The organism is Paenibacillus rhizosphaerae (assembly GCF_014192015.1).
In the GTDB taxonomy this organism is placed as follows: domain Bacteria; phylum Bacillota; class Bacilli; order Paenibacillales; family Paenibacillaceae; genus Paenibacillus_AQ; species Paenibacillus_AQ rhizosphaerae.
This window is the reverse complement of the sequence record NZ_JACHXJ010000007.1, coordinates 199,681-219,917: the sequence shown is the minus strand read 5'-3', so window position 1 is coordinate 219,917 and position 20,237 is coordinate 199,681. Positions and strand designations below refer to the sequence as shown.

General features: G+C 55.1%; 19 protein-coding genes. 9 read left to right on the top strand and 10 right to left on the bottom strand.

Going from position 1 to position 20,237, the window contains the following annotated elements; translation table 11 throughout:
• The first annotated feature begins 86 nt into the window (after window positions 1–86).
• Together FHS19_RS31120 and FHS19_RS31115 are read left to right on the top strand one after the other, a co-directional pair.
• On the top strand, window positions 87–1,019 hold the full coding sequence (locus FHS19_RS31120) for a class 1 isoprenoid biosynthesis enzyme (RefSeq protein WP_183586748.1): 933 nt from the start codon (window positions 87–89) through the stop codon (window positions 1,017–1,019).
• 71 nt (window positions 1,020–1,090) lie between these two features.
• Entirely contained in the window at window positions 1,091–1,330 is a 240-nt protein-coding gene (locus tag FHS19_RS31115; RefSeq protein WP_076173667.1) for an NHLP leader peptide family RiPP precursor, read from the top strand.
• Window positions 1,331–1,527: 197 nt separating this feature from the next.
• Here the strand turns inward: FHS19_RS31115 and FHS19_RS31110 are convergent, their stop codons facing one another.
• Window positions 1,528–3,432 (bottom strand): ATP-binding protein, encoded by a 1,905-nt coding sequence (locus tag FHS19_RS31110; RefSeq protein WP_183586746.1) that lies wholly within the window; start codon window positions 3,430–3,432, stop codon window positions 1,528–1,530.
• Window positions 3,433–4,029: 597 nt separating this feature from the next.
• Between FHS19_RS31110 and FHS19_RS31105 the strand changes: the two genes are divergently transcribed.
• Complete coding sequence (locus FHS19_RS31105; RefSeq protein WP_183586737.1) at window positions 4,030–4,464, top strand: hypothetical protein; 435 nt, start codon at window positions 4,030–4,032, stop codon at window positions 4,462–4,464.
• Window positions 4,465–4,560: 96 nt separating this feature from the next.
• On the opposite strand, the gene FHS19_RS31100 is transcribed toward FHS19_RS31105, so the two are convergent.
• Window positions 4,561–5,595: a YeiH family protein gene (locus tag FHS19_RS31100; RefSeq protein WP_183586735.1), complete on the bottom strand. Its 1,035-nt coding sequence runs from the start codon at window positions 5,593–5,595 to the stop codon at window positions 4,561–4,563.
• 218 nt (window positions 5,596–5,813) lie between these two features.
• On the opposite strand from FHS19_RS31100, the gene FHS19_RS31095 reads away from it, so the two are divergent.
• Window positions 5,814–6,716: a LysR family transcriptional regulator gene (locus tag FHS19_RS31095; RefSeq protein WP_183586733.1), complete on the top strand. Its 903-nt coding sequence runs from the start codon at window positions 5,814–5,816 to the stop codon at window positions 6,714–6,716.
• Here FHS19_RS31095 and FHS19_RS31090 read toward each other — a convergent pair.
• From FHS19_RS31090 to FHS19_RS31075, 4 genes are all read right to left on the bottom strand, one after another.
• Window positions 6,701–7,516 (bottom strand): formate/nitrite transporter family protein, encoded by an 816-nt coding sequence (locus tag FHS19_RS31090; protein WP_183586731.1) that lies wholly within the window; start codon window positions 7,514–7,516, stop codon window positions 6,701–6,703. The two genes, FHS19_RS31095 and FHS19_RS31090, sit on opposite strands and share 16 nt — an antisense overlap.
• Before the next feature lie 372 nt (window positions 7,517–7,888).
• Entirely contained in the window at window positions 7,889–8,902 is a 1,014-nt protein-coding gene (gene moaA, locus FHS19_RS31085; protein WP_183586729.1) for a GTP 3',8-cyclase MoaA, read from the bottom strand.
• 97 nt (window positions 8,903–8,999) lie between these two features.
• Window positions 9,000–9,806: a formate dehydrogenase accessory sulfurtransferase FdhD gene (gene fdhD / locus FHS19_RS31080; RefSeq protein WP_183587043.1), complete on the bottom strand. Its 807-nt coding sequence runs from the start codon at window positions 9,804–9,806 to the stop codon at window positions 9,000–9,002.
• Window positions 9,807–9,813: 7 nt separating this feature from the next.
• Window positions 9,814–10,161 (bottom strand): Na-translocating system protein MpsC family protein, encoded by a 348-nt coding sequence (locus FHS19_RS31075; protein WP_076173660.1) that lies wholly within the window; start codon window positions 10,159–10,161, stop codon window positions 9,814–9,816.
• Window positions 10,162–10,489: 328 nt separating this feature from the next.
• Here FHS19_RS31075 and fdhF point away from each other — a divergent pair, with 328 nt between their 5' ends.
• The 3 genes from fdhF (at window position 10,490) to FHS19_RS31060 (ending at window position 15,133) form a co-directional block, all read left to right on the top strand.
• Window positions 10,490–13,432: a formate dehydrogenase subunit alpha gene (fdhF, locus tag FHS19_RS31070; protein ID WP_183586727.1), complete on the top strand. Its 2,943-nt coding sequence runs from the start codon at window positions 10,490–10,492 to the stop codon at window positions 13,430–13,432.
• An 18-nt stretch (window positions 13,433–13,450) separates the two neighbouring features.
• The gene (locus FHS19_RS31065; protein WP_183586725.1) at window positions 13,451–13,924 is read left to right on the top strand and encodes a helical membrane plugin domain-containing protein; all 474 of its coding nucleotides are present in this window, start codon (window positions 13,451–13,453) and stop codon (window positions 13,922–13,924) included.
• Window positions 13,925–14,215: 291 nt separating this feature from the next.
• Complete coding sequence (locus FHS19_RS31060; protein ID WP_183586723.1) at window positions 14,216–15,133, top strand: polysaccharide deacetylase family protein; 918 nt, start codon at window positions 14,216–14,218, stop codon at window positions 15,131–15,133.
• A gap of 273 nt (window positions 15,134–15,406) precedes the next feature.
• Here the strand turns inward: FHS19_RS31060 and FHS19_RS31055 are convergent, their stop codons facing one another.
• Window positions 15,407–15,952 (bottom strand): glutathione peroxidase, encoded by a 546-nt coding sequence (locus FHS19_RS31055; RefSeq protein WP_183586721.1) that lies wholly within the window; start codon window positions 15,950–15,952, stop codon window positions 15,407–15,409.
• A 238-nt stretch (window positions 15,953–16,190) separates the two neighbouring features.
• Between FHS19_RS31055 and FHS19_RS31050 the strand changes: the two genes are divergently transcribed.
• Window positions 16,191–16,934, top strand: a complete 744-nt coding sequence (locus FHS19_RS31050; RefSeq protein WP_152398742.1) for an SDR family NAD(P)-dependent oxidoreductase — start codon at window positions 16,191–16,193, stop codon at window positions 16,932–16,934.
• 79 nt (window positions 16,935–17,013) lie between these two features.
• On the opposite strand, the gene FHS19_RS31045 is transcribed toward FHS19_RS31050, so the two are convergent.
• Window positions 17,014–18,387, bottom strand: a complete 1,374-nt coding sequence (locus tag FHS19_RS31045) for an N-acyl-D-glucosamine 2-epimerase (protein WP_183586719.1) — start codon at window positions 18,385–18,387, stop codon at window positions 17,014–17,016.
• Window positions 18,388–18,528: 141 nt separating this feature from the next.
• Between FHS19_RS31045 and FHS19_RS31040 the strand changes: the two genes are divergently transcribed.
• Window positions 18,529–18,909: a hypothetical protein gene (locus tag FHS19_RS31040; protein WP_244364495.1), complete on the top strand. Its 381-nt coding sequence runs from the start codon at window positions 18,529–18,531 to the stop codon at window positions 18,907–18,909.
• 237 nt (window positions 18,910–19,146) lie between these two features.
• Here FHS19_RS31040 and FHS19_RS31035 read toward each other — a convergent pair whose 3' ends face one another.
• Entirely contained in the window at window positions 19,147–19,608 is a 462-nt protein-coding gene (locus tag FHS19_RS31035) for a DUF2269 family protein (protein WP_183586717.1), read from the bottom strand.
• Window positions 19,605–20,225, bottom strand: coding sequence for a TetR/AcrR family transcriptional regulator (locus FHS19_RS31030; RefSeq protein ID WP_183586715.1), 621 nt, complete (start codon window positions 20,223–20,225; stop codon window positions 19,605–19,607). The genes FHS19_RS31035 and FHS19_RS31030 overlap by 4 nt, the downstream gene beginning before the upstream one ends.
• Between the last annotated feature and the right edge of the window lie 12 nt (window positions 20,226–20,237).

Below are 20,237 nucleotides of genomic sequence, written 5' to 3'. Positions count from 1 at the left end.
TTCTCAGAACCAATAGCGGTTCAATGATGTCTTCAGCATCGGATACCGCCGCTTGGAACAACAATCCTATCTAAAAAGGTGATTTTATGGAATGGTTAGAGCGTTATGAAGCCGATTTGTCGTATGTATTCCGCGAAACCGAGTGCATTATTGCCGCGTTCCCCTCTCCCTTGAACACGAAAGGCCTCTCCTATTTAAGCCATTTTAACCCGCTCGAAGAAAACAGCGCCAAAAACTATATCTGCTATTTGCTGCCCTTCTGGCTGATGGAAACGGCAGGGCTTTCGGCCGAAGACGCCCGGAAGCTGTCGATAGGCAACGTTTGCGCCATGCTCTATTTTTTCATTCAGGACGATTGCATGGACTCCTCCTCGCCCCAGGACAAGGAGCAGCTGCCGCTGGGAAATTTGCTGTACCTGCAGTTTCTCGACATCTACCGCGGCTACTTCCCCTCGGAATCCCGTTTCTGGTCCTATTTCAGGCAGTACCTGCATGAATGGGCGGAAGGGGTTACCAACGAACATACGGCCGACTATTTCCGAGTAAATCCGCTATTCATCGCGCGCAAGGCTGCGCCGCTGAAGCTGTCGAGCACCGGAACGCTGCTCCTGACAGGCGGGGAGGACCAAATTCCGGCCGTGACCGACTTGGTCGAACATGTACTGGCTACGCTGCAAATGGCGGACGATTGGGCGGACTGGCGGGAAGATCTTGAGGAAGGCAGCTATAACAGCCTGCTCTCGCTGATCCGCTCCCAGTTTGCCCCCGCCGAACCGCTTTCTGCCGATCGTGTCGAGCATTATATTGCCGTTCACGGCATTCTCCGTTCATACACCGCCGTGGCGGAAGCGAACCATGAGCACATCAAACAGGCCCCATTAAACATACCCCAGCTGCTTTCTTTTCACGAGCATATACTGCTGTCGATTCAGGAAGACGCAAACCGGATCGAAGATGAGAGAAACGCCTTACAAAAAGGCGGATTAAGTCTATGGTTGTTAAATCATATCAAATCATGATAGATTTATAATTTATTCCATGGTATACTTATAGAGGTAATATTAACCATTTTGTTGAAAGGGTGATTCTAATGACAGCAGAAGCTATCCTTCACAACCAAGTTATTCAAAAAGCATGGGAAGACCCAAGTTTCAAGGAAAGACTCTTGGCCGACCCTAAGGCCGCAATCAAAGAAGTGCTCGGTATTATTTTACCTGAACACATCAAAGTAAAGACAGTGGAGGAATCATCCAACGAGTTTTATCTCGTGCTTCCCCCAAGTCCAACGGAAACGGTCAGAGCGGCCGCGGCACCGAAATACTCCTGGTAATTGAGACTACACACCTCATCTTGAATATACATAAATAAGAAAAACACCTTTCGACGTACCTTCAAAAAAGACAGACCGCATCTAAAGGAAGTTTTTCTTGAAATATCAGGAAGCAATGGCTCTGGGGTCTATACTTTCTGATATTATCATGAAAGGGTTGGGAACAGCGGGGTTCGCCCCCTTATCCGTCAAGCGGCTTAACCAGCCGCTGATGGAAAGGAGACGACCGCTTCAGTTCCCACCCCTTTTTCGCTTTTAAATTCAAGATTTCCCCCCATGGCTTCCACAATCCGGAACGTAACCATAAGTCCGAGCCCGGTCCCTTTCGTCTTGTTGGAGAAATACGGCTCGCCCAGCCGGGCAAGCTCCTCCTTGCTCATCCCTTCTCCATTGTCCTGAATATGGATCACGACCCGCTCGTCCATTTCGTAAGCCCACACGTTAATCTGGCCGTCTCCGCTAAGCGCCTCGATGCTGTTCTTCACCATATTGATAAAGGCCTGCTTAAATTTCGAAGAGTTCCCTTTTACCTGCAGGTGGTCCGGAACTTGCATGTCGATCTGAGCGCCCTGAAGGTTCGCAAGCGATATGATGACGCCCTCCACATACCCAAGCTCCTCCTTGACGTTCAGCACGGAAATCCGTTCAAACTGCGGCTTGGCAAAGGTCAGGAAGTCGGTGATGATGCCTGCGGCCCGGTCCAACTCCTCCAGGGCCATCGTCATATAGATTTTATCCTGGTTTCTGTACTTCTTGGTCAGCACCTGCAGGAAGCCACGCGTCACCTGAAGCGGGTTCCGGACTTCATGGGCGACAGAAGCCGCCAATTCGCTGATGATGGCCATTTTCTCGGAGCGCTGCAGTTCGTTGTTGAACATTTCCAGTTCCCTTGAATATTTTACAATCTGTTCATGATTGATGGTATAGTTCCGGCCGAGGATCAGCATCAGGGAAATGATAAATACAGCTACCCCCCATTTCCACAGAAACAAGTCATAATTGCCGTCCTTTAAATAGAACCAGACCATTTCGCCAATGACCGTCAAGCCGAACATTGCAAAACCGACGGTAAAAATCTCGGCGCTCCGGTTCCCTTTCACGGCGTGGATGATCGAATTGCTGACGAGCAGCACGGCTTGTACAATCATTACGATTCCCAGAACGCGGACCGACAGAAAATAATGGATTCCGAATAGTTTGTCGTTCAGCACGATGTTCGCCAGCATGAAGAGCAGGCAGAATGCCGAATATCCGATTTGAAAATACAACAGCTTCTTGATCACCGAACGGTACCCGCTGCCAAAGATCCGTTCGATAAAATAGGTTAGTGACGGAAGCAGCACAAACAGCGCGACATCCCATAGGCGGGTATAGAGCTTGCCGTAATCCTTGTAAAAGGTATACAGAAACGGGGAATACGTGATGACCAGCACTCCCGCGGAGGCGATCACCAGACTCAATGAAATCCAGGAGGCGTTCTGCTCCTTTCTCAAAAAAACCGAGCAAATGAGCATGACGAGCGCAATAAAGACAAACGCGCAGCCCAGAATGATATCGATCAGGTCTCTCTTGACGTAGCTGTCCAGCAATTCCGGATAGTTGCCCAGTTCAATGCCGTGGCGCAGTCCGATGCGGTCCTTGGCGGATTGAACGCCTATGTACAGTATTTTATCGGAATCATTTCTCTGAAGGGGAGTTAACACTTTGTTGTTATCGTAAATATAGTCGCGGTTTGATTCGTAGATGGGGGTCGTGCCGATAAAAATCGCAATGTTCTGTCCGTATATCTTAGGGATAAGCATGGAGGGGATGTCCCAGTTTAATGCAGGGAGCTTCGTTCTGATCCATAGTGTCGATGATGTTCCGGGCCTTTTCGGCAAAGCCATGCCAGATTGGTTCGGGCTCCAGCCTTCGCTTGCCGTTACGGATCCGGGAACTGCCGCAAGATCCGGGCTGTCCGCCCATTTGACCTCCCACTCGGGAATCCAACGCTCTCCACCCGTCTGCTTCGCCGAAGCGAATACCGGTGCCATCACTAGCATCAGGATCAGGCAAGCGATCAGAGCCAGCTTCACGATTACGGATTTGGGGAAACCCTTCATAAAACACCTCAAAAGTTAATATTTGTAAAATATTTAACTGCTATGTAGATTCGCTATCATCTTCGTCCACTCCTTCCTGTTCTTACGGGCATCGTCTAAAAAATATATCATTTGTATAAATATACATATAACCTCGAGTATACCGCTACTATTATTATATTTATACATTATATAACATAATAATTCCACGAATGACTTCGACCCAGGCGAACCCGTCTTTGAAGTCACGCAAGCCGGCACTTATTTTATCATACCACTTTTTCCTAAGTATGGTAACGATGTTTCACCTTGAACCGGTAGGTTTATTAAAGTACCAAACGATAGAGACTTCCCGATCTCCCGCTGAAAGGAGGATTATCGATGAGTGAATTCCGCCGAAACAATGTTGAGGTTGAGCATAAGGAAGTTCAGCAGAAGTCCGATTCCAGTCTGGTAGCTGCCACTTTTATCAAATACGCAGCGTACATTATCATTTTTTTCGGTTTCCTCTATTTCTTGATTAGATACGTATTTCCAAAGTTTTAATCCGAGAGCGGATATACAGGCTCATTTCGGGTAACGGTAAGGAAAGAAATTACGCCAAAGGAGATGGATGACATGGCTGATGAGTATAATAAGGAAATCAAAAGCGATGCCGATTTGACCTATGAACGGTACGACCAGCAGCGTGAGCTTCCGCCCGAGTTTGAGCTGCCCCGGGATGACTTCAAGGATGCGGGGACATACACCAAGCAAAGCATCAGCCGTGAGCCGGAAGCGGAGGACGTGGAATTCTATGTCCGATCCGACATGAGTCCAGAGCTTGGGGGCCGGGACTCGGCTCCAGTCCCTGCCGAGAAGTCCGGCGCGTATGCCGGTGCTTCCTCGGCCGTGAACGAGTTGACGGAGGACGATGAGCTGCCGGACGTTCCGGATGCGGACGACATTTCGGCGAACAGTCCGGTCGATCCTTCCGCGATCGCCTTGGTGGAGGATATGCACGGGACGGACCTGATCAACGGCTATGATGGCGATGATTCCGACGAACTGTAGCCGGAACGTTCATTTAAGGTTGTAAACAAAAGAGGAAGGACTCCGCCGTTCCCGGCCGGAGTCCTTGTTTTGTGTTTGCCGGTCCGTCCCGGCGTTTTATGCCAATCCCAGCGCTTTGACCAGCACATATCCGACGCCGGCCAGCAGGCAGGAGCCGAGCAGCGCGGCGGCGAACGGCCGGCCCCCTTGACGTCCGAACACGGCAAAGTCGACGTTCAGGCCAAGACCGGCCATGGCCATGGCCATCAGCATATAAGCTGCCGTGACGATCTGCGAGGCAGCTGATTCGGGCAGGATGCCCAGCGTATGGATGCCGCTCATCACCAGGAAGCCAAGCACAAACCAGGGGATGGGAATGCGGCCTCTTTCCCCCGGTGCGGTGCGCCCGCCCTTGCGGCTGCTCCAGAGGCCGACGAGAACGGCGACGGGCACGAGCAGCGCCACCCGGGTCAGCTTGACGATGACGGCCATGTCTTCGGCCTCCTTGCCCCCTGGCGCTGCTGCCGCGATGGCATGGGCGACTTCATGGAGCGTGCCGCCCGCAAACACGCCGTAACCGGCCGGCGACAGGCCGAGCAGCGGATACAGGCCGACGTACAGCAGCGTAAACAGGGTGCCGAGCAGGGCAACTATCGCGGCGCTGACCGCCGTCTCCTGCTCGTTCGCCCGGACCTGCGGCGCGATGGCGGCTACAGCCGCCGCCCCGCAAATGGCCGAACCGCAGGCGGCCAGCAGCGACATGACCGGATCGACCTTCATCAGCCGGGCGATGCCGTATACCGCGAGCAGCGTCACGCTGATATTGACCGCGGCCAGCAGCAGAACCTTCGGTCCGGCATGAACGATGTCCGCCAGGTTCAGCCGCATGCCGAGCAAAATAATGCCCAGCCTGAGCAGCTTTTTATTGGAAAAGGCGATGCCGGGCATCGCGTACTCCGGCACGCCGGCGAATGCGCGGTAAACCATGCCCAGCAGGATGGCCAGCACCAGCTGCCCCATGATGCCGAGAAAAGGCAGCAGCGCCAGCCCTTTGGCCAGCAATGATAAAACAAACGTGAGGCAGAGCCCCAGCATATAAGCGTTCAAATTGCGCTTTCTGCGCGGCAGGGCCGATCCCTGAGATGCAATCATGATTTATTCCTCCCGTCCGTAGCCTGATCATTCATGCGGCTATCGATACGCTCACTATAGAATGTCCGGCTCCGGAAGGGAAATACCGATTTGCTATCCCAATCATCAGGATAACTTATGATTGATTGCGGTCCTCCCCCACGTTACACTGGGTGTAATCTTCAGCGCCGTCTTAGCCCCGCCTGACGCGGAAGAAAAGATGAACAGGAGTCCACGCCATGATCACAGACACATTGAAAGTCTTCGTCACCGTAGCCGAAGAGCGCAATTTCTCCCGCGCCGCCAAGCGGCTCCATCTGTCCCAGCCGGGGGTGAGCCTGCATATCCGGAATTTGGAGGATGAGCTGGGTGCGAAGCTGATGCTCCGGTCCCCGAAGCAGGTCAGACTGACCGAGGCCGGCGAAATCTTGTTCCGGAAGGCCAAGCAGATGCTGGCGCTGTACGAGGAGGCCCAGCAGGAGATCCATCTGCTGCGGGATGTCGTGACCGGCTCTTTGAGCATCGGCGCAAGCTTTACGATCGGCGAATACATCCTTCCGGCCGTTCTCGCCGAATATGCGCACCAGTACCCCGAAGTCGACGTGCAGGTTCACATCAGCAACACCGACAATATCGTGCACGATATTCGCGAAGGGCGGTTTCATATCGGTCTGGTTGAAGGCAGCACGACCTCCAGGGACGTGCAGCTGACCACGTTCATGGAGGATGAAATGGTGCTGGTGATGTCGCCCGACCATCCCCTAGCTGCCTACAAATCGATTGATCCCGGCTTGCTGCAGGACCAGGTGTGGGTCATGCGCGAAAGCGGTTCGGGCACGCGGGCCTACAGCGACCGGCTGATTGAGGACGGAAGACTTGCGGTCAAGCGGAGCTTCATCTTCAGCAGCAGCCAGGGTGTCAAGGAAGCGGCCGCCGCGGGCCTGGGCATCGCTGTCCTGTCCCGCTGGGTCGTCCGCAAGGAGCTTGGCAGCGGCGAGCTGTGCGAGGTCAAGCTGAAAGGGATGAAGCTCAGTCGGGATCTGCTGATGGTTCAAGGCAAGGATCAGCCGGCCGGCATGGCACTGCTCAAATTCGTGCACATTTTGGAGCAGTACGCCAAGCGGCATTACGCCGATTTATGATTCGCCTTCTCGGCCAGAGGCAGCATGGTGCCGGCGGGCTGGCGGTAAGCGGCGAAATACGCAAGGGCCACAAAGACCGCCCCGCCGATGAGGTTGCCCAGGAACACCGCCGCGAAGTTCGGGAAGTATTGGCTCCAGCTCATCTGTCCGGCAAAGATCGCAGCCGGAATGACAAACATGTTGGCGACAACGTGCTGAAAGCCGATGGCGACAAACGCCATGACCGGAAACCAGATCCCGACGATTTTTCCGGTAACATCCTTCGCGCCGTAACCGAGCCAGACCGCCAGGCAGACGAGCCAATTGCAGCCGATGGCCGAGACAAAAGCCTGCAGGAACGAATCATGCACCTTCGCTTCGGCCACAGCAACCGTTTTGGCCAGAAACGCCCCTTCCGTCAGCCCGGCGACATGCCCGAAGAAATAGGCGACGAACACCGCCCCGATAAAGTTGGCGACCGTGACGAGAATCCAGTTTTTGAGGACGGCGCCAAAGCCGATTTTACGGGAAAACCACGCCATTGGAAGCGTCATCATGTTACCCGTCAATAGTTCCCCTCCGGCCAGAACGGTCAGGATCAGCCCTACCGGGAAGACGGCTGCACCCAGAAATCCGGCGACCGAGCCCCATTCCTTCGGAGCCGTTCCGATGACACGGATATCCAGCAGAAAACCAAGCGCAATAAACGCACCCGCCAGGAAGCCGAGAATGAGGACCGCGGGCAGCGGCAGTTTAGCTTTCTTCTCCCCTGTTTCAATGGCAATATCACGAATTTGCTGCGGTGAATAAAAAGACGACATCGTACCATTCCTTCCATTTTCCTTCATAACTTTCTTCGATAAAGCCTGTGATTCGCAAATAGATCCACTTTCTCTTGTTCATTCCAACAACAAAAAAAACCGCCACAAATCAAACCCCGGCCCTGCAGCCGAAAGTTGATTGACAGCGGTTAATTCCCCTACCCGATTCCTATAGGGAGATCAAACACACATGACACGTAACGAATAGGGCAGGTGCATTCCCTACATCCACCCCATTTGTCTATGACATTTCATACATAATGATAAACACCGGTTCATAAATTTGTCAACAATTTAAAAAAAACGTTGATCGATGTACATTCTAGGAGGCCAGACCACGTTTAGTTCTAGAAAGCCAGACCGGACAAGTCGTCATCCTCCGATCCGGGACATTTCCACCTTGGCTTCCCGGCCCGTACCCGTGCCGGCTGTACCGCGGTCCAGCGAATACCGGTCATGCCGTCCTTCCCAGATGGCCATGATATGCTCCGCGATCTCATCGTCGGTTGCGCCTGAACGCAGCCACCCCCTCAGGTCATGCCCCTTCGTCGCGAACAGGCAGGTGTAGAACATGCCGTCCGCCGATAATCGGCCCCGCGTACACGTGGAGCAGAAGGCGTCGCTGACGGATGAAATGACGCCGATTTCGCCTTGGCCGTCGAGAAAGCGGAAGCGGGAAGCCACCTCCCCCTCATAATTGGGATCGGCAGGCGCCAGCGGAAATTCGGCGTGAATCCGCTCCAGCATTTCCCGCTTGCTGACGACCTGGTCCCAGTTCCAACCGTTCGTATTGCCGACGTCCATATATTCGATCATGCGCAGAATATGGCCCCGCTCGCGAAAATAGCGGACCATGGGCAGCAGGGCATGCTCGTTGACGCCTTTCTGCACGACCATGTTGACCTTCACGGCCAGACCCGCTTCGGCGGCGGCGTCAATACCCTCCAGCACCTGAGCCACCCGTGCCTTGCCGCCGTTCATCGCCAAGAACGTATCGTCATCGAGGGCATCCAGGCTGACGGCGACGCGCATCAAACCCGCCTCGTGCAGCGTCCGGGCGTGCCGGGCCAGCAGGCTGCCGTTTGTCGTCAAAGCGACATCCTCCACGCCGGGAATCCGGGACACCTCCCGGATGATATCCGGAAGCTCCTTGCGCAGCAGCGGCTCGCCGCCGGTGATGCGGATTTTTCGGGCCCCCAGGCGGGTGAATATCCGCGTAATCCGTACCGTTTCCTCGACGCTGAGAATATGTTCCCTGGACAAAAAGGCGTAATCCTTGCCGAAGATTTCCTCGGGCATGCAATACCGGCAGCGGAAATTGCAGCGGTCCGTCACGGAAAGCCTCAAATCTCTGAGTATACGGTTGTATTGATCATGGGTTTCCATGATGATCCCTCCTTCTTTTGAGGCTGCAAATTCCTTTTATGTGGACTGGTGCCGGAAATGATATCTGCTTTTGCAGCAGATGCGCCTGGGTTACCGATCAGGATTGCGGCCTGCACTCCACAATGCGGTGCGGGTGGGTATACACGTTGCAGGATTGGCCACGGATAAAACCGACGGCCGTAATGCCCAGATTGTCCGCCAGCTCCAGCGCAAGCGCGGTCGGCGCCGACTTGGACAAAATGACGGCACAGCCGATTTTCGCCACCTTCAGCAGTATTTCCGAGGAAATTCTGCCGCTGAACACGATAATTTTATCATCCACCGCGATGTCGTTTTTCAGGCAGTAACCATAAATTTTATCCAGGGCGTTATGCCGCCCGATATCCATCCTCGACAGAAGGATCCCGTTCCGGTCGCACAAAGCGGCGTTATGCACGCCGCCCGTACGGTTAAACGTCTCGGCTCCCTCCTGCATCTCCCGAATGAGCCGGAAGCAATCGTCAAAGGACAGCTCCACCGGAGCCTGATCCAGCACCTTGGCTGTTTTCGCGTCATTGAAAAACACAAACCCCTGTCGGCTGGCGCCGCAGCAGGACGTGACGTACCTTTTGCTGTAAAGCTGGCGATGAAGGGGGCTCCACTTGCTTACAGACGCGTGGACAAACCCTTCCTCCTCCTGAACCCATAAGTCCTTGATCTCCCCCATGCTTGAAATGACGCCTTCCGATGCGAGATAACCGACAGCCATATCTTCAATGTATTCGGGCGTACAGACGAGGGTCGCAAATTCCTCGCCGTTGATTTTGATCGTTACGGGATGCTCGTTCACGACCAAGTCGGTCTTTTCCTCCAACTTTCCCTGCTCGTACCGGATCATGCCCGGCATGCTCGTCACAGCCTCCATCATCGCTTCATCCCTGCTCTATATTTTTCTCGAACATAAAGACCGAAACGGCCATGTCTTCTTCCACCTTGATATCCGTAAACAGATGGATCAGCTTCGATCCACACAGCTCCTCGAGCCCTTCCGGGACCTGGGATTTGTACAGCTCCTTGATCATGTGCGTTCTTGCGCTGTGCACCATCTTCTTGCCGTCTTCGGACTGTGCGATAAACTTTTCAGTAGGTGTGAAATTGCCGTGCATCCGGGTGATCGCCATGTTCTCGACAAACGTGGTATGAATGCGTTCCGGACCCTTTCCGAACGTATCTTTCCTCACTTTGCGAATGATATCGTTAAACGCAACTTCCTTCTTCATCCCATTCTCACCTCATTACAAGTTTAACACTATACTAAATCTTAGTAGGATTGTACAGAATAATTCAACCTTGTTTTTCTGCCGGGGCGTAGTATAATCATGACGAGAATACATTTACGCCATACAGGCGCCGGAATGATCCATTAGTAGGCCAATGCTAATCGGTTACTCCACTACAACCTGCCGCGCACAATGATTAGCGCATACGGGTTTAGTGGAGTTTTTTTGTTTTTATGGCCTGCTCTTTAGCTTATGGACGCCCGCCGGAGCTTGCAATCACCGGGAGCGCTTGGCGGATCCATTTAACATTGGGGTGAAAAGGGGTTTTATGTTCGTGAACCAAAATCTTGTTAACATTACGCTTGACGGACAGGCGGTGGAAGTTACATCGGGCATGACCGTGCTCGAGGCGATCAATCTTGCCGGTCTGTCGCATCCGCAAATTTGTTATGTCCCTGAGGTAGACCCGATCCAGACGTGCGACACATGTATTGTAGAAATCGACGGGAAGCTTGCGCGCGCCTGCTCGACCATTGCCGTTTCGGGAATGAACGTCAAGCTGTCTTCCGCATCCGCCAAGGCTGCACAGACGGAAGCGATGGACCGGATCCTCGAGAACCATCTGCTCTACTGCACCGTGTGCGACAACAACAACGGCAACTGCAAGCTGCATAATACCGCCGAATTGATGGAAATCGAGCATCAGAAGTACCCGTACCGGCCGAAGGTCGAACCTTCGGAAGTCGATATGTCCCATCCGTTCTACCGTTATGACCCGAATCAATGCATTGCCTGCGGACAGTGCGTCGAGGTCTGCCAAAATCTGCAGGTAAATGAAACCCTTTCCATCGATTGGGAAGCGGACATCCCGCGGGTCAAGTGGGATAACGGGGTCGATATCAACGACTCGTCCTGCGTCAGCTGCGGCCAATGCGTCACCATCTGCCCGTGCAACGCCCTCATGGAAAAATCGATGCTGGGTGAAGCCGGCTTTATGACCGGCATCAACCAGGAAGTGCTGGATCCGATGATCGACCTCGTCAAGGAAGTAGAGCCGGGATACAGCGGCATCTTCGCCGTTTCGGAAATCGAAGCGGCGATGCGGGACACGCGCACGCGCAAAACCAAAACGGTATGCACGTTCTGCGGCGTCGGCTGCTCCTTCGAGGTGTGGACCAAAGGCCGGAAAATTTTGAAAGTACAACCGTCCCATGACGCACCGGTTAACGCGATCTCCACCTGCGTCAAAGGCAAATTCGGCTGGGATTTTGTCAACAGCGGAGAACGGATCACGACCCCGCTGATCCGGCAGGGAGACGCCTTTGTCGAAGCCACCTGGGATGAGGCGCTGAGCTTGGTCGCCGAACGCCTCGGAGGCATCCGTAAGGAGTACGGCAACCATTCGGTCGGCTTTATTTCTTCCTCGAAAATTACGAACGAAGAGAACTATGTGATCCAAAAGCTGGCCCGTCAGGTGTTTGAAACCAATGACGTGGACAACTGCTCCCGCTACTGCCAGTCTCCGGCATCGGACGGACTGATGTCGACGGTTGGCATCGGCGGCGACGCCGGCACAATCCAGGACATCGCGGCAGCCGGCCTTGTCATCCTGATCGGCTGCGCGCCGGCTGAGGGCCATCCGGTCCTGGCGACCCGGATCAAGCGGGCGCACAAGCTGCACGGGCAGAAGCTGGTCGTCGCCGATCTGCGCAAGCATGAGATGGCCGAGCGATCGGACCTGTTCATCCGTCCGAAGCAGGGTACGGACTTCGTATGGCTGACGGCGATCACGAAATACATGATTGACCAAGGATGGCACAAACAGGCGTTTATCGACCAGTATGTGAACCAGTTTCCCGAATACCGGCAGCTGCTGGACACCTTCACACTCGAATACGCCGAGCAGGAAACGGGCATCGCCAAGGAGACGCTCATCTCGATCGCGGAGATGATCCGCGACGCCGACGGCACCGTCATCTGCTGGGGCATGGGCGTGACGCAGAACATCGCCGGCTCGCACACGTCGGCGGCGATCTCCAACCTGCTGCTCGCTACGGGCAACTACATGCGTCCCGGCGCCGGAGCTTACCCGCTGCGCGGACATAACAATGTGCAGGGCGCCTGCGACATGGGCACGCTGCCGCCGTGGCTGCCGGGATACCAGCACGTTTCGAATGACGAGGCGCGGACGCGATTCGAAAAAGCTTACGGCGTGGCGATTTCGCCGCAGCCGGGTATGGACAACATCCAGATGATCGATGCGATCGACCGCGGCGACATGAAGGCGATGTACCTCGTCGGCGAGGATATGGCCTGGGTTGACTCCAACGCCAACCACGTGCACGAGGTGCTGGCGAAGCTCGACTTCTTCGTCGTGCAGGACGTATTTCTGTCGCAGACGGCCCAGTTCGCCGACGTTATTCTGCCTGCCGCGCCGTCATTGGAGAAAGAAGGCACCTTCACCAATACGGAGCGGCGCGTTCAGCGCCTGTATCAGGTGCTGGAGCCGCTCGGCGACGCCAAGCCGGACTGGTGGATCACGACCCAGATCGCCAAGCGGCTCGGGTATGACTGGGGCTATACCCATCCGAGCGAAATTTTCGCCGAGATGGCCAGCCTGACCCCATTCTTCTCCCAGTGCAGCTATGACGTGCTGGAAGGCTGGGGCAGCTTCATCTGGGGCTCGGCGAACGGGGAACACACGCCGCTGCTCTATACGGACGGCTTCTTCTTCCCGGACAAAAAGGCGCGCTTCTCGCTGGTCGGCTACGTTCCGCCAGTGGAATACCCGGCCGAATTTGATCTCGTCCTGAACAACGGACGCCTGCTGGAACAGTTCCATGAAGGCAACCTGACCAACAAATCGCACGGGATCAATCTGAAGCTGCCGGAAGTGTTTGTGGAGGTATCGCCTGAACTGGCCGCCGAACGGGGCGTCGAGAACGGATCCCTGGTGCGGCTCGAATCGCCTTACGGCGCGATCAAGCTGAAGGCGGTCATTACCGACCGCGTTCACCGCAATGAGCTGTACGTGCCGATGCACTCGGTCAGCCACGAAAACGCGGTCAACCTGCTCACCGGCAATGCGGTCGATGTCCGTACGCACACACCGGCCTATAAGCAGACGCGCGTGCGGATGCAGATTCTGAACGTGAAGGGTACCAATCCGCTGCCGCTGACCAACCCGCGCAACAAGAAGCGCTATCCGCAGGATGGCGTCGAGGTACACCGGAAATGGAGCCGGCCGGATTATGTATCGCTCGTCGATTAAAGGAAAGGTGGAGTCCATATGGCACAACCGATTTCATACATCAAAAAGCGCGAGCTGACCGAAGAAGAGCTGAAGCAGCAGTCCCTGAACCAGCTGACGGATTCGATCGCCGAGCACGAACAGGCCCTGGAAAAAGCCATCGGGGTGCTCAGCGAGCTGCACGGCAGCGGCATTCTGGAGGCGGCTGAATCGCTGCTGAAAGCCAAAGCCAAAGTGGCCGAAATCGTCCTGGGCCAGGCCACCCGGCCGGAAGTGACGAACATGATCAACAACGGCATGGCCGCCGCCGGCGCCCTCGCGGCCATCGATCCGGAGCAGACGGCAAAGGTGCTCGGCAGCGTGGCCAAGGGCCTGGAGGAAGCCAATCAGCCGCAGGATAAAAAGGTGACGGTCTTCTCCCTCATGAATGCGCTGAAAGACCCTGATGTGAACCGAGCGATCGGCTTCGGGCTGCGGTTTCTGAAAGGCATGGGCAAAGGCCTGGGGGAATAGTTCGGGTTGAGGACAAGGCGTTGATCATAAGCAGATAGAAATAGGCTATGAAAAGCTGATGAAACAAGCTGATGAAAAGGACCCTTTGCGGGAAATCCCGCAAAGGGTCCTTTTTTATCCGGAGCTTAGCATGCGCAAAAGTTGCGCCCTCCTGCTGGCCGGCCACTTCTGTAAAATAACTTCCGTCTGTTTCCCCAGAAATGGAGCCGGTTGTGACAAATTGCTCCGGTTCCGGGCGTATGTATAACCATATCAACCATCCCGATTCTGTTCGTCAGGAGGCGACGTCCCTTGAACCTCGCTCAAGCTTTGGGCTTCCCGCCGGATGAGCGGCTGCTGATCGTCAATGCAGACGACTACGGCATGTGCCACTCGGCCAATGCGGGCATCCAGCTGCTACTTGCCGAAGAGGCCATTTCCTCGGCAACGATCATGATGCCGTGCCCGTGGGCCAAAGAAGCTGCCCAGTGGGCGGCCGCACGCCCGGACGTGGACGTCGGCGTCCACTTGACCTTTACCAGCGAGTGGGACACTTACCGCTGGGGGCCGGTCACCCGCCGGCAGACGGTGCTCTCCCTCATCAACGAAGAGGGAGATTTCCCCCGCGACTGCCGCGCAGTGGAAACCAAAGCCCGGGCGGCCGAAGTGCACGCCGAAATCATCGGCCAAATCCGGCTCGCCCGGCGTATGGGGCTCAATCCAACCCATCTCGATAATCATATGGGAAGCCTGTACGGGCTGGAAACGGGGAGGGACTTCATCTCCCTCGTCCTTGGCATCTGCGCGGGAAACGGTCTTCCGTTTCGCCTGCCAAGGCATATTCCCGCTTCGCTTCAGCTGCCTTCCGCCGCCCGGCGCATCCATAAGGCACGGGTCCGTGAAGCGGACTCGCTCGGGGTCGTCATTCCGGATCACTTAATCCAGCTGCCCTTTTCGCTGCGCCCGGGAGAAACCTACGAAGCCTTCAGGGAGAGCGTGGCGGATGCTCTGTGCTCCCTTCAAGCCGGAGTCAGCGAGCTGTATATCCATCCGGCGGTCATTACAGATGAGCTGATGGCCATCCATCATGAGTGGCTGAAGCGCGGTATGGAGCTGCAGGTTTTCCGCGATCCCTGGATCCGCGAAGTCATGCGAAGCCAGCGCATCCGGCAAATTTCCTGGCGCAATCTGCAGCAGCTGCAGATTCGCAGGCGGCGCCCTACCCTGTAAGTCCGGGGCCGGGCTGCAGGAGGCCGCATATTATAAGCAGACTTCATCCGCCCCAGACGAAGCCTTTCACGAAAAATGGACAAAAAAAATAGACCCTAGTCCCGTGCCTAGGGTCAATTCATATATAAAAGGGGTATGAGTGCATTATATGAGAGTTTTCTTAAAAACACCTGAAAATTACCTTCAGAATACATTAAAATTCAAGGCAATTCTATCCAAATGGCTGTTTGACGCGGCCTTAGCATGAATAGCCGCTATCCATACCATGGTGTCTTAGATCAGCGCCTCTATGGCCGATTCCAGCTCAAGCGGACCGACCGGTGTCTCAAACCGCTCCACCACCCGTCCTTCCCGGTCGATCAGAAACTTGGTGAAGTTCCATTTAATATCGTCGCCTTCCAGAAGCTCCGGCTGCTCCTTCTCAAGGAACGATTGCAGCATTTTCCCTTCGGAATTGTCCGTGCCGATCCCCTTAAACGGTGCCTGCTCCGTCAAGTAAGCAAACAGCGGATGCTTGTCTTCTCCGCGCACGTCTATCTTCTCAAACAGTGGGAAACTCACTCCATAATTAATTTGACAAAACGTATTCACTTCCTCATTGCTTCCGGGCTCCTGTTCGGCGAACTGGTTGCTTGGAAAACCGAGCACTTTGAATCCCTTGTCTCCGTATTTCTCGTACAGCTTCTGCAGGTCGGCATACTGCGGCGTGAATCCGCATTTGCTCGCCGTGTTGACAATGAGAAGCACATCACCTTTATATTCCGAGAGCTCCTTCTCCGCGCCGCGGATGCTGTTTGCTGTAAAAGAATAAATACTCATGGTCCCATCCTCCACATTAATAATATTTTGTAAAATTAAATTGTACACAATTTATATATTGAATTTACCACCTTCTTTTCCGGAAAGCAAGCTCTTTTCCTGCGTTCGCAGCATTTATTTTCGGAACATCTCCGAACCGATCGGCTAATATTTTCAGAAAAATGGGTAAATTAACAAGGATGAGCCCGATTCCGGTAACGGATACGGACAATTGCTGTGAGAAGGAGTGACGCGAGGTATGAAACTTTCCGGTAAAGTAGCGATTATTACGGGCGGTGCCAGCGGGATCGGACAAGCCACCGCACGTCTGTTTGCCCAGGAAGGCGCCAAGGTCGTCGTGGCCGACCGCTCGGAGGCGGGGCAGGAAGTGTCCGACCATTTGAAAGAAAAGGGGTACGATTCGATTTACGTCCGGGTGGATGTGACCAAGGAGGAGGAAGTCCAGGCCCTGGTGGAACGGACCGTGCAGGAATACGGAAAACTGGACATTATGTTTGCCAATGCGGGCGTGGCCAACGATGAGCCGGCCGATCAGCTGTCGCTGGACAAATGGCAGCGGACGATCGACGTCAATCTGACAGGCGTCTTCCTGTCGGATAAATACGCCGTGGTCCAAATGCTGAGACAGGGCACCGGGGGTGCCATCATCAACTCCGCATCGATCCACGGCCATGCGGCCAAGGCGGGAGTTACCGCTTACGGCTCGGCCAAAGGCGGCGTCGTGCTGCTTACCCAAACGCTCGGCATTGAATACGCCAAGCACGGCATCCGGGTGAATGCCGTCTGCCCGGGTTATATCGATACGCCGCTGCTTAAGGCGCTTCCACCGGAAGCCAAGCAGCAGCTCGTGGAGCTGCATCCGATCGGCCGGCTCGGCACGGCGGAAGAGGTGGCCAAATCCGTCCTGTTTCTGGCCAGCGACGACTCTTCGTTCGTGGTCGGAACGAGCCTGATGGTAGACGGCGGATACACCGCCCAATAATGCCTACGGTATGTATAAAAGAAGCGCCCTGGCGGCATCGCTGCCGCCGGGACGCTTTTTTCATGCTCCGCTTCCTCTATTACCCACGATCCTGCTCTACTTTCAGCCTGTGGCCGATCGGGGTTTCGCCCGACTTTTTGCCCTTCACATGCCATAGTCCCGGCGTATCCCGCATCCCGCTGACTTCAACCAGCACAGGCCGACGGGGAAGCCCGTTTACCCGCAGCCATAAACGGTTGCCGTCAACGGCCCTCTGCTCGATCGTAATGCCGGCAAGCGGCCCGGCTTCCGTGTCCTCCTCCGCAAAAAACAGCACCGTTCCCAACGTATCCGGATCAATCCGCTTATTGAACGAAACCTTCAGCTCTTGTTCTCCGTGCATGACCGCTTTCACAGGGACAGGCGGTTCGTCATACATATACCCGCCGAGATGGTATTCGTACGCCGTCCACGTATCGTAGCCCAGCTCATAAACGGTGTTCTGAAAGTCATTGAGCCAGCGCCGGTTCTTCACCATGCTGCTCCGGGAGCCGATATCGGCCTGAATGCCGAGGGGAAGCCCGGGATAGGCGGCCCGGATCGGTGCAGCAAAGCTCTCGTATCCGCCCGCGTACTGTGGCGGCAAATGGCGCTTCATCCAGTCCGGCCAGTGAGTCTGAAGCACGTGCATATCCGGCCGGACCTTCCCGATCATCGAGATCGCATCAAGCCCCTGCCATTCCTTCAGCCGGAGGGTGGATACCGCCCCGCCGTCAACCGCCAGCGACCAGGTCGCCACGGAAATATCCGGGCGGACACTTCTTGCGCCCCCGCTTCCGTTAATAATTTCATCGATGAGTCCGTTCACGGCGTCCACGCGGAAAGTAATCCATTTGCCGTAGATGTCGGGTATCTTTTTATAATAGTTAGCCGCCCGCTTGTTCAGAAATTCGGGAATATCATGACCGTACCTGTCCCGGAACGCCTGCTTCGCATGGGGGCCAACGTCGCCGTATACGCCTCTGCGGATGCCGTCCCATTCCGGAAAATAAGGCTCGGCGATCTCAATCCCGTCAAACGGGTGGTCCGTAACAACCCGGGCGACCGCCTCCTTTTTCCATTCCACGTAAGACGCCGAGAACGGAGAAAACCGCTCAAAGCCGTCATTCAGCTCCTTCAGCAGCCCCATCCGCCAGGAGCGCCATTCCCGGGGGAGATGATCGGTGGCGAACGTTCCGTTCCCGATCACAAGCGCCCATACAGCAATATCCCGGGCGTGAAAAGCTTCAATGATGTCCGTACGGATTCTGCTCTCGTTCACGACAAAATAATGCACCGTCCGGTAGCCGGACAGCTCGATCTCTTCGGCGATGCTCTCAGCGGAGCGGTCCGCATAATAAGGAAACAGCGGGTCGATTTGAATGCTGGGCCCTTCCAGCGCCCATGGTCTTGATATCACCCTGCTCTCGTTCATGGTTCCTCCTTTCGCAAATCTGATGCTATCTTTCTTTACCCGCTTAAAACTTCCTTGTGATTCATGATTCTTTTCAAAAAACCGAAGCACCCGCCCAGCTCAGGGCATACAATGCAGTAAACGTTCATCGGAGGGATCCAAGTGCTGCTCACGAAGTTTAAAAGAAATATAACCCTGCAGGAACGTCTCGCCAAATTCACCGGGCATCTGGTGGAAATCAACGGCGCAGGCCTGGGGCTGGAGCCGGGGCGGCTGCAGCATGTGTATAAAAGCAGCTTTATCCGCGTTCAGGGGGAACTGTTCGTTCCGCTCAGCCTGCAAACCATCCGCGTCTTTGACGTCAAGCCGCCGGCGTTATTCCGCCACGTTGGAATCCGGACGGTATTCCAGTCCGGCAAAGCCTTTTCCAACATGAAGCTGGTGCTCATCGGCTCCGACTTCATCGAGGTGCAGGCCAAAGGGAAATCGCCATCCCGAATTTTATTTCCCCTGAATCAGGTCGAAGGGATCTTTCCGGTCTGATCCGCGCTTTCCTTATTGTACATCTTTGAACCGGAAAATGCCCAGGAACTGCGCTTTGCGGTCGGCCCGGCCATTTTGGCGTTTTATTTAAGGTATGCTCTATTTCTTTCCATAAAAACCGCACCTATACCCCCGTTTTCCACAGACCAAGCAGAAGCAGGCGACGGCCTCCTGTCCCCCTCTTCAGCAAACCAAAAAACCGGCCGTTATGAATAACGGCCGGTCGTTTGCGTCTCTTTAAAAAGGCTTGCTGACCATGAAATACAATATAAACAGCGGCAGCAAAGTGGCAAGAATGCCGAAAACCGCCCAATACGCCGACAGCCTCTTGTAAGCTGCGGAGATTGCCCCGCTTTCGAGCGCCTGCCGGCTGAGCCGGATCATTCCCCGCTGCAGCGGGATCAGTACGGCCAGCCACAGCACGCCGGTCATGCCGAACAGAATTAGCGAGGCGGTAAGCCAGTTCAGTCCTGCCAGCGAATAGCCGCCTTTGGCAGCCATCAGGCTCCCGGTAACGATCAGGAGCAGCAGTCCGGGCAGCGTAAACGCATAATCGGCGAGCATCACGTTGTTTACGGTGCGGTGAATCTCTGCGGCATCGCCCCGGACGTCGGCACGGACTTTCCAAAAGGCCGCGGTAATGATGTTGCCCAGGAAAAGCACGCTTCCGGCAATATGCAGAAACAGGAGCAGCGTCATGACGTCGGAGCACCTCCCTGCCGGTCCGGCCGCAGCGTCCGCATAATCAGCTCCGAAAACTCTGGAATGCCGAACCCCACGCTGCCAACTCCGATCAAACTGCGCATCCGCAGCCCGAAGGAGAGCAATTCAAACAGCTCCGCTGCCTGGTCGGCATTGACCGATGAGGGGATGACCCCGGACTCCTGGCCTGTGACGATCCACTTCTTGGACGTGGCGACCGCCTGCCGGTAAAAATCCGCTACGATGCCGGCTGCTTCCGGCTGATCGCTTTTCCCGATCAAATACATCATGATGAGGTTGCTCACGTCTCCCGGTCTCTCCAGCTTGGGCAGGCTCTGCGCGATCGCATTCATCGGTCCCTCAAATTCCTTCACTGCAGGGGCAACTACTGCGTCCATGAAGCTCGCGTTCGTCTCCTCCAGCTTGGCCTCGAGCACTTTCACGAACAGTTCATCCTTGCCGGATACATAGTGAAAAATGGCGCCTTTGGACAAGCCGGATCGTGCCATAATATCGCTGAGCGTCGTCTTGGTGCAACCCTTCTCCAAAATGAGCTCCTCAGTTGTATCCAGCAGCAGTTTCAGCGTATGCTCGCGTCTTTCTTCCTGTTTCATCCCCATCATCCT

Bases quoted from the DNA above. Each gene is read 5' to 3' on its own strand.
- FHS19_RS31120 (WP_183586748.1), top strand. From the start codon at position 87: ATGGAATGGTTAGAGCGTTATGAAGCCGATTTGTCGTATGTATTCCGC.
- FHS19_RS31115 (WP_076173667.1), top strand. From the start codon at position 1,091: ATGACAGCAGAAGCTATCCTTCACAACCAAGTTATTCAAAAAGCATGG.
- FHS19_RS31110 (WP_183586746.1), bottom strand. From the start codon at position 3,432: ATGAAGGGTTTCCCCAAATCCGTAATCGTGAAGCTGGCTCTGATCGCT.
- FHS19_RS31105 (WP_183586737.1), top strand. From the start codon at position 4,030: ATGGCTGATGAGTATAATAAGGAAATCAAAAGCGATGCCGATTTGACC.
- FHS19_RS31100 (WP_183586735.1), bottom strand. From the start codon at position 5,595: ATGATTGCATCTCAGGGATCGGCCCTGCCGCGCAGAAAGCGCAATTTG.
- FHS19_RS31095 (WP_183586733.1), top strand. From the start codon at position 5,814: ATGATCACAGACACATTGAAAGTCTTCGTCACCGTAGCCGAAGAGCGC.
- FHS19_RS31090 (WP_183586731.1), bottom strand. From the start codon at position 7,516: ATGTCGTCTTTTTATTCACCGCAGCAAATTCGTGATATTGCCATTGAA.
- moaA (WP_183586729.1), bottom strand. From the start codon at position 8,902: ATGGAAACCCATGATCAATACAACCGTATACTCAGAGATTTGAGGCTT.
- fdhD (WP_183587043.1), bottom strand. From the start codon at position 9,806: ATGGAGGCTGTGACGAGCATGCCGGGCATGATCCGGTACGAGCAGGGA.
- FHS19_RS31075 (WP_076173660.1), bottom strand. From the start codon at position 10,161: ATGAAGAAGGAAGTTGCGTTTAACGATATCATTCGCAAAGTGAGGAAA.
- fdhF (WP_183586727.1), top strand. From the start codon at position 10,490: ATGTTCGTGAACCAAAATCTTGTTAACATTACGCTTGACGGACAGGCG.
- FHS19_RS31065 (WP_183586725.1), top strand. From the start codon at position 13,451: ATGGCACAACCGATTTCATACATCAAAAAGCGCGAGCTGACCGAAGAA.
- FHS19_RS31055 (WP_183586721.1), bottom strand. From the start codon at position 15,952: ATGAGTATTTATTCTTTTACAGCAAACAGCATCCGCGGCGCGGAGAAG.
- FHS19_RS31050 (WP_152398742.1), top strand. From the start codon at position 16,191: ATGAAACTTTCCGGTAAAGTAGCGATTATTACGGGCGGTGCCAGCGGG.
- FHS19_RS31045 (WP_183586719.1), bottom strand. From the start codon at position 18,387: ATGAACGAGAGCAGGGTGATATCAAGACCATGGGCGCTGGAAGGGCCC.
- FHS19_RS31035 (WP_183586717.1), bottom strand. From the start codon at position 19,608: ATGACGCTGCTCCTGTTTCTGCATATTGCCGGAAGCGTGCTTTTCCTG.
- FHS19_RS31030 (WP_183586715.1), bottom strand. From the start codon at position 20,225: ATGAAACAGGAAGAAAGACGCGAGCATACGCTGAAACTGCTGCTGGAT.